Here is a 12,270-nt window from a genome sequence, read left to right on the forward strand (position 1 = left end):
GGAGCAGAAAAAATGCAGGAAAGTTTTCATAAAAAAATATTTTTAGCTATTTTGTGCATCGTCCTATTACTTGGTTGTCAGTCCTTCGCTGATCTAAAAGAAATTAACAATATAGTCATTGTCACAGCAACAGGCCTTGATTTAGATAAACAGGGAAAAATTGAGGTGACGACCCAACTTCTTTTGCCGCAATCTTCATCAATAAATGGACAAATCAATTCACAAGTCAATACCTCTGCCATTCTTTCGGGTTCCGGTCATACGATTTCAGAAGCTGTTAATAACATAGAAAAAAAATGCTCACGACAGTTGTTTCGAAGCCATAATCGCGTCATCATTATTAGTCGAAAATTAGCTCAAAGTCATATGAGTGAAATACTAGATTATCTTATGCGATTTCGTGAATTCAGAGAACGGTCCCTTCTTTTTATTACCGATAAGCCAGTTTCAAATGTTCTTCAATATTATCCTTTTCTAGAACAAAATTCAGGTGAATTATTATCGAAGTTCACCAAGAAAGATGGCAATTTATCCACCACCGTGCTCGATGCAGTAATTCAAAATGTGAGTCCTGGAAAACCTTTGATGATTCCAATGATCACCATCTCCCCTTCAAATAACCGAATACAAAAAAATACACTGAGCATCACTCAAGCAGCTATTTTTTCAAATAACAAGCGTGTAGGAATGATGAGTCACGATCTTTCCTACGGGCCACAAATTCTAAAAAATACATTTTGGCAAACAGTATACTCAATTAAATTGGATCATGGCATGGTCGGGTTAAACATACAAAATGTTAAAGCTCAGATGAAACCTTCCATTAGGAATGGTGAGTGGTCCATCACCGCTCATGTAACCGGAGAAGGAATTGTCTTCGAGAACTCAAGCAACCAAGCTCTTATTGACCGAACCGTTCAAAAAAAAATCGAACATTCAGTTGAAAAAAAAATAAACATGACGATTAAAGAAAGTGCTAAAAAAAGTCAAAACTTAAAAAGTGATGTGTTTGATTTTTATAGTACCTTTTATAGGACGTATCCAAAAGAATGCTTACAGGTCAAAGATCATTGGAATGACACATTTTCACAGATAAAACTCAACGTCAGCACAACGTTTCACATTACTCACGTTGGGATAAACCAGTAAAGGAGAACCACTCCATGGAAAATGGCTTCATTCCAGAATGAAGCCATTCACACCAAGTAAGCAGATTTATCCTCTTTCGTCTATAACATGATTGACTTTGATTCTGCTATTCATGAAAAACAGCTACGTTAGTTGGAGCGTTCCATCGGTCACAGCTTAATCTGCAACTCGCCTTCTTCAACGGTAAAGACTGTTTTGTTGTCTTTGACTTCGAACGGTATCGGCACGTTATTCTGTGTAACCGAGACTGCATTTATGTTGTTCAGAATGAGTTTATATGAATCGTAGCCTTCATCATAACCACCATGTAACCTGTTAATCGATACATAGAGTTCCTTGCCCGAATCGCTCAGGTGGGCCGTTAATTCATAAAGATTATAGCTTCCATTTAGATAGTCAAAGCTTTTACCGTCATCCTGATAATGCATATAGCTGAACTTCTCTCCATTTTCCTGCGCGTACAGGTCAAAGGTTAGTTGATCAATGGCTTTTTCCCCAACATAATTTTGAACGGGATAAAGCGGTATAGCCGCTTCCTTCTTTAATATAAATCGGACATACATCAAGCGGTGCGTCTTTCACGACATATTGACCGACTTCATAGCTTTTCTTTGTCCAATAATCGATCCATCGGCTTCCTTTCGGCAAGTAAACAAGCCGCGCCTTGGCACCTTGCTCGACAATCGGCGCAACAAGAATGGCTTCTCCGCATAGAAATTGATCGTTAATTTCATACGTTGCCGGATCGTTCTGATAGTCGAGCAGCAGCGGCCGCATGATAGGCAGTCCAGTTGTTTCTTCATCATGCAGCAGATCATATAAATACGGCAGCAACTGATACCGTAGACCGATGTATTTTCGATTGATGGATTCGGTTTGCTCATCAAACGCCCACGGTTCCTGATCATGCGTGCAAATGCTGGAATGGTTTCGGAACAGAGGAGTAAATATACCGACCTGCACCCAGCGTGACAACAGTTCCGGTGTGCAGTCAAAACCGAAACCGCCGACATCCGTCCCACAAAACGCAACACCACTGAGACCAAGATTCATCAGCATCGGCAGCGCCATCCGTAAATGTTCCCAGAGGCTCTGATTGTCCCCAGTCCAGACGGTGGAATATTTCTGCGTTCCTGCGTAGCATGCACGCGTAATGACGAACGGACGCTTGCCTGTTGCTCGTTTCAAGCCTTCATAGGTTGACTTCGCCATGTAATGCCCATATACGTTATGAATTTCGAGATGATGGGTCTGAATTCCGTCATTGTTAAACTGAACATGATCCGGAAACGGTCCTTTAAAACTCGCCGGTTCATTCATATCGTTCCAAATGCCAGAAACACCGAGATCGGTCATGATTTTCTGATTATCCCCCCACCACGTTCTGACCTTACGATTTGAAAAATCGGGGAAAAGCGCGTCACCCGGCCAGACCTGATTAACATATGGAAGATGATCCTTGTCGGTCGCAAAATACTGATTGGCTACTCCTTGATCATAAATTGGGTAACCCCGGTCCTTTTTCACCCCTAGATCAATAATCGTGACCACCTTAAATCCTTGCGATTTTAATTTTCTCTGCATCTCAGCCGGATTAGGAAACTTCTCGTGATCCCAAGTAAACACTCGATAACCATCCATATAATCAATGTCGAGATGAAGAACATCACATGGATTTCTTTCTTACGAAACAGATTCGCAATCTCATCAAGCAGCTCTTCGGGAGCATACGACCATCGGCTTTGCTGATACCCCAAAGTCCAAAGTTGCGGAATTGGCGTCTTCCCCGTCAAATCGGTATAGCCGGTGACCACTTCTCTAACGGAAGGGCCATAAATAAAGTAGTAATCAAGATTACCACCTGTTGATGCGACACTGTAATAATCACTGTTCTCCTTTCCCAGGTCAAATTGTAATTCATAGGTAGTATCTAAAAAATAACCGAAGGCTTGCTTATCTTTTAATACAATGAAAAAAGGAATGGATTTGTACAAGGATTCAAAGCTCTCAACATGCGGAGCCGGATTATCTGTGTTCCACATCTTGTAATGGTAACCTTTTCTATTCAAATGACCTGTATTTTCACCGAATCCGTAAAAAAAGATGTTTGAATCCAGCTTTTTCTTCAACTTATAGCTGACTTTCTCCTCAACTGAAAAAAATGTATGTCCCTCCTCAGCTGCAATGGCGAGTCCATCTCCTGCTCCTCTTCGAACAAATGCCGTACCCGTCCCATGATAATCTTCACTAAGAATTGCGCCAGAATAATCCGATATGATTACTTTAAAGCCACTCCTCACTTTGATGATTAATTGTTCTGTACGGATAGTCAGCGTCTTTCCAGAAAAATCAACAATGAGTGTACCCGGAGCCTCTTCCAGATGTTCAATGGCTTTTGACGGACGCCGTTCAGTTGCAATGGGTGCAAAAAAGTTAACAATCGAAGGCGTGATGACTGCAATCGTAACCTTGTTCGTTTCAAATTCAACGGTTATTCTGTTTTGTTACCACGTGTAACGGATAATTTCACCAAACATAGTATCCCTCCATAAATCGTTCGTCATTTAGAATAGTTAGCCCCACGATTATAAAACGTATACAAAAACGCCAATAATCCTTCAGCAATCAAACGCAGTAATATTGATCGCAGATACCACTGTATAATATTCCTTTATTCTATTCGAATCTATTGTTTTTTTTCATTCTGTTAACGCTAACAGAATAGATCTATGCACATTGCCAAAACATTCCTATATTTTTAAGGGCATTTTGACATTCCATTTTGTAACTGCTTTCATTATAATAAACATAATTAATTAATAAGGATGTGAGGTACATGTCAGAGCTTTCATTACAACATATTTATAAAATTTACGATAACAATGTTACTGCAGTCACCGATTTTAATCTCAATATCGCTGACAAAGAATTTATCGTCTTTGTTGGTCCTTCAGGTTGTGGAAAATCTACCACCTTACGTATGGTTGCAGGACTTGAGGATATTTCAAAAGGAGAATTATTCATTGACGGTAAAAAGATGAATGATGTCACCCCTAAAGACCGGGATATCGCAATGGTTTTCCAAAACTATGCGCTTTATCCGCATATGACTGTTTTTGATAACATGGCATTCGGGCTTAAGCTACGTCGAGTGTCCAAGGATAAAATTAAAAAAAGTGTAGAGCATGCTGCAGAAATCTTGGGTATTAAAGATTACTTAGACAGAAAACCGAAAGCATTATCAGGTGGGCAAAGACAGCGTGTTGCTTTGGGGCGAGCAATTGTACGTAACGCTAAAGTCTTCTTGATGGATGAACCGCTTTCAAATCTCGATGCTAAGCTTCGTGTACAAATGCGTGCGGAAATTGGGAAAATTCATCAGGAGCTTCAAGCAACGATGATTTATGTTACACATGATCAAACAGAAGCAATGACCATGGCCTCCCGAATTGTTGTCATGAAAGATGGGGTCATTCAACAAGTGGGTACCCCAAAAGAAGTATACGACAATCCTGAAAATCTATTTGTCGGCGGCTTCATCGGTTCACCACCAATGAACTTTTTCCATGGAAAACTACAAGGTGATCATTTTATCGGAGATGACATCGACATCCTCATTCCAGAGGGAAAATTGAAAGTGCTTCGGAGTCATGGAGTACTTGATCACCCAATAATCATGGGTATCCGTCCTGAGGACATTCACGATGAACCAGTATTTATTGAATCCAATCCTAATAGCGTGATTCAGGCAAACGTCATCATTGCGGAATTAACCGGTGCAGAGTTTATGCTCCATTCCCGGGTAGGCAGCCATCAATTTGTTGCTCGTGTTAATGCCCGTACGCAATATCGGCCAAAAGAAAAAGTTAAGCTTGCGCTTGATGCCAATAAAACTCATTTCTTTGATCCAGAAACCGAAAAATCACTAACAAAAATGTAATGGATCACTGAATATAGCGGTTTATAATGAAAAATCCGAGAGAAGAGGATAATCTATATCATCTTCTCTCGGATTTTTCATTCATAAGAAATCTTCATCACTTATAGAGTTGACATATATGCGATGGTTAAGCCATCCATCTTTCTAAGAGATATTCCAGTTGCTTCATAGAACTTATCCATACGGTATTGAAGTGTATTTCGGTGCATATACAAATGCTTTGCTGCAAGGCTTATATTTCCCTGGTATTCCCAGACAGCATGAATAATCGCAACCCATGTATCATCTTCAACAATGATCTTACGTATATCTTCCAACGTAGAAGATGAGTTCAGATGAGGTTTTAACAGTGAAAAAAGCTTAGATTCGACACAAGTCACATTCTTCGCATTAGCTTCTTCAATGGTCTTTTCAAACAGATGAAGTTCCTCTGAGAATATTTGTTTTAGTTGCGGTGAAACCATATGCCTTAAGCCTATTTGAAAGAAACATTTGACTGAAAAATCATTTGCAAGAGTATTTGCAATCGCATCTAATTCTTCTTCAGAAAGTAATGTCGTCTTTTCAACGATGAATCCCCATTGTGATGAAAGAAAGACAAATGACGAATTGACATCGAAGAATGCTTTCAATGCATCATGCCATTCAAGCCTGTCAGCGTTAATCAAAGGTATGCTCAGATAAAAATAGATGATTCTTATATGCCCGTTCTCATCTATAGGCGTAACTGGATAATCATTTATCAGAACGTCATACCAATACTGGGATGCCGGCGAATAATTTGGAGGTGTTTCTTCGCTAAGGAGCGTTTCAATGAGTTTGCATTCTCGATCAGTCAATCTTTCCAAGGGAATGGCAATATAATAGGGTTTGTTAAAAAAGTAAATCGTTCCCCTCTTAGGTTGAAACGGTTTTTTCTTACATATTGTACCCGGATAATTTACTGTGAGCTGTTGAATATTCAATTGATCCTCCCCTACTCTGTCAAAATCTATAAAAGCTGTTCGTACCCATTCTATAATAGCACGTGAAAAAGCTGTATTCATATAATCTCATGAATACAGCTTTATTGACTGTTAACTTCGTCATTTCCATTCGCTTATTTATGTTTGAATTGTGAAAGCAAGGCGTCAATGGTCAGTTCTGTTGTCGACGTGACAAGAAAATCAGCACCAGTATTTACCGATACTCCGACACCCACAGCGAACATTCCGGCAGCAAGAATAGATTCAATACCTGCAACAGAATCTTCAATACCTGCGCATTCTCTTGGAGCGATTCCTAACTGCGCTGCTGCCGTTAGAAAAATTTCCGGATCTGGTTTTCCTTTTCTGAGCTTGGCAGGATCCACAACCGAATCAAAGAAAGCATCAATCTTCAGTCGTTCAAGAATAAATGGACCGTTTTTACTTGCAGAAGCGAGCGCGATTTTTATTCCTTCTGATCGCAAGGCCATTAATAACTCACTAATGCCGGGGAGTAGCTCTTTGGGTGTAATCCCTAGGATCAACTGCTTATAATCTTCATTCTTTTGTTTCGCCATTTGCTCAAGCTCAGTAGATGTAAAGTCATTTAAGCGTCCGCCATATTCTAGAATTTTCTTAAGCGAATCCATTCGTGAAACGCCTTTAAGTTGCTCATTAAACTGCTCATCTATTGAAATACCTATTGTTGACGCAAGTTTTTTCCATGCCTGAAAATGATACTTAGCCGTATCTGTAATCACACCATCCAAATCAAAGAGTACTGCTTGCATCATTTACTCGCTCCTCATCATCAGGTATGTCAACAACATATTGATGGTCAAGCCTAATAAGCTTGCCATAAACTTTGATCTGTATTGGATCGCCAGACAGTATTTTCAAAATGATCTGCTTACCCTTAACACTAACTTCGATTAAGCGGCTACGATAATTAATTTTGAAAGAATATGATGTCCAACCATCAGGAAGAAACGGCGCAAACGACAGCGTTTCACCATTTGTTCTCATTCCTGCAAATCCTTGAACAATCGCTAGCCAGCTACCCGTCATCGATGTAATATGCAATCCATCTTCTGTATCATTATTATAATTGTCCAGATCTAGTCTTGCTGTACGTTGATACAGTTCAAGCGCTTTCTCTTTCTTACCAAGCTCAGCTGCTAGAATTGCATGGACACATGGCGATAAGCTGGATTCATGAACAGTAATCGGTTCGTAAAAGTCAAAGTTCTTCTCTTTTTCTTCAATAGTGTAGTGATCATTCAAAAAGTACAGCCCTTGAAGAACATCTGCCTGTTTGATATAGCACGACCTAAGAATACGATCCCATGACCAATGCTGGTTAATCGGGCGCTGATCAGCGGGAAGGGCAGATACAGGTTTAATGTCTTTATCAAGAAATGTATCATGTTGAACAAAAATGCCCAGTTCTTTATCATAAGGATAATACATCCGCTCAATTATATCTTTCCAATGAGCAATTTCCTGATCGGATAGATCGAAGGTATTGTATTTTTCTTCACTGATCAATTCGAGTGCGTCAATCGTATACCCCAATGTCCAAGCAGCCATTGTATTGGTATACCAGTTGTTGTTCACATTATTTTCATATTCATTAGGTCCTGTGACACCGTGAATCATATATCTTTGTGCACGTTCTGAAAAGTGAACCCGATCTGCCCAGAAACGACTAATGCCGATCAGAACATCAACACCGGCTTGCTCAATGTATGCTTTATCACCTGTATAATTAACATAATTGTAAATGGCATAGGCGATGGCACCATTGCGATGAATTTCTTCAAAAGTAATTTCCCATTCGTTATGGCACTCTACGCCGGTGAATGTAACCATTGGGTAAAGAGCGCCCTGCAATCCTTGCTGCTTCGCATTGTGAAAAGCACCATCTAATTGCTTATATCTATAAAGAAGCAGCTGCTTGGTCACACTTGGATCTGCCAATGCTAGATACAAAGGGACAGCATATGCTTCTGTATCCCAATAGGTGGCACCTCCGTATTTTTCTCCGGTGAACCCCTTAGGTCCTATATTTAGACGATCATCTTCTCCATAATAGGTCGAAAATAGCTGGAACAGGTTAAATCGAATCCCCTGCTGTGCTTCATCATCTCCTTCAATGGAAACATCCGCCTTATTCCACCGGCTCTCCCAAGCAGAGCAGTGTTCATCCCTAAGTTCATCATACCCGCTTGTCAATGCCTGGGTTAATAAATTCTCTGCTTTCTCCATTAATTGAGCCTGATCATAATTTCTGCTTGTTGTCACTGCAATGAGCTTATCCAATGTCGCCTCTTCGCCGATTTCGAGGTGATACGTGTACTCATGAGCGACATAGAGATTTTTTTGAAAGATTGTTTTTTCTGCTTGTTTATCAGTTTCTACACCCATTGAGGCACAAACTGAGAAAACAGGAACACCAAATGAATTATCAATGGTTCTAACGGTAAGAGCCGAATGGTCTTCTTGAGACTTTCGGTCGGTCTCTAACCAAAACATTTCATCATAATTCGAATCTTCATTTCGCACATAACCATCAAGAAACGGAACTATTTTAATTGTAACATTTTCCGATAATGCAGCGACTTGGAAGCGAATCGCACAAATTTCTTTCTTAACAGCACTCAAAAAACGTTCTGTCTTAACTTGAACTTTCTTATTATTCTTTGAAACAATATAATTACGTCGTAAAATGCCTTCATGCATATTCAGTTCAAGAGAAAAATTCTCAATCTCATCTCGATAAAGATCAACCTCTTCTCCATCAATAAATAATTTGATACCGATTAGATTCACTGAATTAATGACCTTACCAAAATACTCAGGATAGCCGTTTTTCCACCATCCTACACGTGTTTTATCTGGGTACCAGACACCAGCAATATAAGTGCCTTGGTGATGATCACCAGAATACGTTTCTTCAAAGTTACCTCTCATACCCATATAGCCATTGGCTATTGAAGTCATACTTTCTTGTAGACGGATATGTTCTTTATTTAGGTGATGCGTCGTTAGCTTCCACCCATCAATATCGAAAATCCTTAAATTACTCATTTACGATCATCTCCTAATACTATCAAATGTCGACTTTTGACTTTTCGGTTATTTTGAAAATGTGTTTTCCAGAATACGAGTGAAATAACCAGAACAAGCCCAACCGACTGAATCATAATTAAAGATCCATAATCGAATGAAAACAGAGATAGAAGCAAAGCTGCGATTGTTGGCCACCCTGATGACATGATCACTATAGCTGCAGCTTCGCGTAATGACCTAATATCCGATAACTTCGAATACTTCGTTAGCCATAGAATGAAGGTTATGACACTCATAAGAATAATGTTAGAAACCAGCAAAACTGCAAAACTAAGTAAAGATACAACTACTACATAGATCGGCTTATACTGATCCATCCATAGTTCGGAAACGAGTGCCTTTACTCCCCCCATGTGGTCTGTCAATGATAAAGCCTTGTGTTTCGGATAGTCAATTACAAAGCCATATCCGTTTTGATCGGTAAGAACCAAATGATCACTTTGAAAGGTCAAAGCATTCTTATAGCCAATAACGCTGTGATGGTACTGACTTCCCGCAACGTTAAGTTTGTTTTTTGGATCTGTTGCGACAAGCACACTATTATCAACCATTTTTTTAGTTTCCGAAGCACCTGTTAACTTGCCTTCTTTAATCACTCCGTCCAAAAACTTAACATTTCCAGAAACTGTACGGTCTATGGTCGGTGCAACTAATGATAAAGGAGCTTGTGTTACCGAAGAAAGATGTATTGATATTGGCATCATTAAGCATCCATTGATGAACAGAAACAAAAAGACAAGTTTCCACCATTGAAAGCGAGCTCGATTCTCAAAAATGCGCTTCAGACTGCTCATTGATACGAGATAATTAATTGGGAATCCTTTTTCTTTTATCATCACATACTCACCTTGCACCATTAATATTTCTCTTACCCACCACGAGAAGCATAAGCCAGAAATTTACCCTTTAGTTCCTCCTGCCGTCAATCCACTTTGGAAATTTCGTTGTAGGAGGAAGAATAAAATAACGATTGGTATTGAGATTAGGAACGAACCTGCTGCGAACATAGCAACTTGTTGATGGGTTGAATCAGCAATAAACTGCTGCAAACCTACAGCGACCGTCATGTGTTCTGGTGTACGAAGTAAGAACGCTGCTAACAAATAATCGCCAAATGGACCCATAAATGCCCAAAGTGCTTGAACTGCAATCATTGGCATGGCAAGCGGCAAGTTAATTTTCCATAAGATGCGTAAATGACCTGCACCATCAATACGTGCGGATTCATCCAAGTCGCGCGGTATCGTGTCAAAATAACCCTTCATTAACCAAGTATTCATCGGTATACCGCCACCAACATAGACTAAAGTTAGGTACCAATATTGATCAAGACCGTTAATAATCAATCCAAGCACAAAATATGCAGTGAGTGCGGCCATTGTTGGAACCATCTGAATGACTAGAAAGAAGATTAACCCATTTTTTCTTCCTTTAAATCGGTAACGACTATAGGTATAACCAGCTAACGTGACGATGATGACTTGGATGATCATCGTTGACACAGCAATAATCATTGTATTTTTAAACCATGTCAGATAGAGTGTTTGACTAAAAAGCTGATGGAAATTGGCCAATGTCCAATGCATATGCAAATCCAATGTGAATGCCGCTAAATTACTTGAATTGAATGCCGATTGAACCGTGATCAACAACGGGTATATGATAATAATGCTGAGCACGATCAGAAACAGATAAGTCATGAAACGACTGAAAAAGCGATTAAATTTTGTACTTCTAAGTACGTCTCTCATGTTACATCATCTCCTCATTACTAAAAGCATGCGTTTTCTTGAACGTGAGTAATGACACGCCGATGACAATAATCGATATAACAATAGTCACTGCCGAAGCCAATGCATATTGAGGTGATGTTCCAGTTGTCAGTTTGTAGATCCAGGAGATCAAAATGTCAGTCGAACCCGCACCGCCGCCAACATCTCCCGGACCTCCTGAGTTAAACAAATAGATAATTGAGAAATTGTTGAAGTTGAATGTATATTGAGTAATAAACACAGGTGCAGTCGCAAACAAGATCATGGGCAGTGTAATTTTCATGAATTTCTGAATAACGTTAGCACCATCGATATTGGCCGCTTCATAGAGATCATCTGGAATTGATTGCAAGACTCCTGTCACCATGACAAATATATATGGAAATCCTAGCCATGTTTGAATCATAATCAATGCAGTTTTCGTCCAGAATGGATCTGTTTTCCATGGTATGTCTGAAATATGAACGAACGGGATATAATTTAGCAAACCTAATACTTGCTGATTGATTGCGCCAATACTATCATTAAACATGTTTGAAAAGCTCATAATCGTAACAAACGCTGGTACAGCCCAAGGCAGGAGAAAAATGATTCGGAAAAATTTCTTACCAATGATGAATTTCTGATTGGATACCACAGCTGTCAGTATCCCCAGAACAATTTGTCCTGTAGTCGCCAGAAGCGTCCAAATCACCGTCCATCCAAGCACAGTCACAAATGTCGACCGGTATGCGCTTAAGAAGAACATATTAAAGAAATTCTGCACTCCTACCCAGTCAATCAGTTTTGCTGGAGGAATATGATAAAAATCATAATTGGTAAACGCCATGAATAGAGTCACCAAAACCGGAAAGACAATGACAAATAACATGACAAAATAAGCAGGAATTGTGAGCAAATAAGGAAATCCATTTTCCCAAATATTTTTTAACATCGAGCGTGCAGAACGATTGACATAGCCCAATGTATTGTATTGCTTAGCCACTTGCCTTGCATCACTCACATTAAGTATGAGTACCATCAAAAAGACAAAGGTGATAATGATTTGTAATGTTCCTTTTACAAGTAAGAAAAGGGAATGGTCCCGAATTGGAACCGTTCCCAATGTGGCAAAACCTTGAAAAGCAGGTATCCCAATAGTGACAAGTTCAATTAAAAATGCAACTGTTACGGCAAGAAAAGCAATGCCCTTTAGCAACTGACCATTATAAATTTGTCCTATTCCGGGAATGAGGGACAACAAGCCCGCTTTCCTAACACTTTTTTTCTTAATATTTTGACTTTCCATGTTGTTCCCCTCACTTTCATTGAA

At 39.6% G+C, this 12,270-nt stretch carries 10 protein-coding genes and 1 pseudogene; 2 read left to right on the forward strand and 9 right to left on the reverse strand.

Annotated elements, in window-relative coordinates; genetic code table 11:
* Positions 1-12 precede the first annotated feature (12 nt).
* Positions 13-1,149 carry a Ger(x)C family spore germination protein gene (locus ABWW58_RS04910; RefSeq protein ID WP_353868095.1) on the forward strand — a complete coding sequence of 379 codons (1,137 nt, stop codon included), beginning with the start codon at positions 13-15 and terminating at the stop codon, positions 1,147-1,149.
* Positions 1,150-1,298: 149 nt separating this feature from the next.
* Here ABWW58_RS04910 and ABWW58_RS04915 read toward each other — a convergent pair whose 3' ends face one another.
* The 3 genes and pseudogenes from ABWW58_RS04915 to ABWW58_RS04925 all read right to left on the reverse strand — a co-directional run.
* Positions 1,299-1,712 (reverse strand): DUF5110 domain-containing protein, encoded by a 414-nt coding sequence (locus ABWW58_RS04915; RefSeq protein ID WP_353868096.1) that lies wholly within the window; start codon positions 1,710-1,712, stop codon positions 1,299-1,301.
* Positions 1,630-1,926: a glycoside hydrolase family 31 family protein gene (locus tag ABWW58_RS04920; RefSeq protein ID WP_353868305.1), complete on the reverse strand. Its 297-nt coding sequence runs from the start codon at positions 1,924-1,926 to the stop codon at positions 1,630-1,632. The genes ABWW58_RS04915 and ABWW58_RS04920 overlap by 83 nt, the downstream gene beginning before the upstream one ends.
* 93 nt (positions 1,927-2,019) lie before the next feature.
* Positions 2,020-3,644: pseudogene (locus ABWW58_RS04925) on the reverse strand (TIM-barrel domain-containing protein); the annotation flags it as partial.
* 341 nt (positions 3,645-3,985) lie between these two features.
* Here ABWW58_RS04925 and ABWW58_RS04930 point away from each other — a divergent pair.
* Positions 3,986-5,089, forward strand: a complete 1,104-nt coding sequence (locus ABWW58_RS04930; protein ID WP_353868097.1) for an ABC transporter ATP-binding protein — start codon at positions 3,986-3,988, stop codon at positions 5,087-5,089.
* A 101-nt stretch (positions 5,090-5,190) separates the two neighbouring features.
* On the opposite strand, the gene ABWW58_RS04935 is transcribed toward ABWW58_RS04930, so the two are convergent.
* The 6 genes from ABWW58_RS04935 to ABWW58_RS04960 form a co-directional block, all read right to left on the reverse strand.
* The gene (locus ABWW58_RS04935; RefSeq protein WP_353868098.1) at positions 5,191-6,054 is read right to left on the reverse strand and encodes a helix-turn-helix domain-containing protein; all 864 of its coding nucleotides are present in this window, start codon (positions 6,052-6,054) and stop codon (positions 5,191-5,193) included.
* A gap of 134 nt (positions 6,055-6,188) precedes the next feature.
* Entirely contained in the window at positions 6,189-6,845 is a 657-nt protein-coding gene (gene pgmB / locus ABWW58_RS04940; protein WP_353868306.1) for a beta-phosphoglucomutase, read from the reverse strand.
* Positions 6,826-9,144, reverse strand: a complete 2,319-nt coding sequence (gene mdxK, locus ABWW58_RS04945; RefSeq protein WP_353868099.1) for a maltose phosphorylase MdxK — start codon at positions 9,142-9,144, stop codon at positions 6,826-6,828. The genes pgmB and mdxK overlap by 20 nt, the downstream gene beginning before the upstream one ends.
* Positions 9,141-10,022: a DUF1189 domain-containing protein gene (locus ABWW58_RS04950; RefSeq protein WP_353868100.1), complete on the reverse strand. Its 882-nt coding sequence runs from the start codon at positions 10,020-10,022 to the stop codon at positions 9,141-9,143. The genes mdxK and ABWW58_RS04950 overlap by 4 nt, the downstream gene beginning before the upstream one ends.
* 63 nt (positions 10,023-10,085) lie before the next feature.
* The gene (locus tag ABWW58_RS04955) at positions 10,086-10,937 is read right to left on the reverse strand and encodes a sugar ABC transporter permease (RefSeq protein ID WP_353868101.1); all 852 of its coding nucleotides are present in this window, start codon (positions 10,935-10,937) and stop codon (positions 10,086-10,088) included.
* Position 10,938: 1 nt separating this feature from the next.
* A complete protein-coding gene (locus ABWW58_RS04960) occupies positions 10,939-12,246 on the reverse strand; it encodes a carbohydrate ABC transporter permease (protein WP_353868102.1) in 1,308 nt (435 codons plus the stop codon).
* Positions 12,247-12,270: the final 24 nt, after the last annotated feature.

The organism is Sporolactobacillus caesalpiniae, assembly GCF_040513385.1.
In the GTDB taxonomy this organism is placed as follows: domain Bacteria; phylum Bacillota; class Bacilli; order Bacillales; family Sporolactobacillaceae; genus Sporolactobacillus.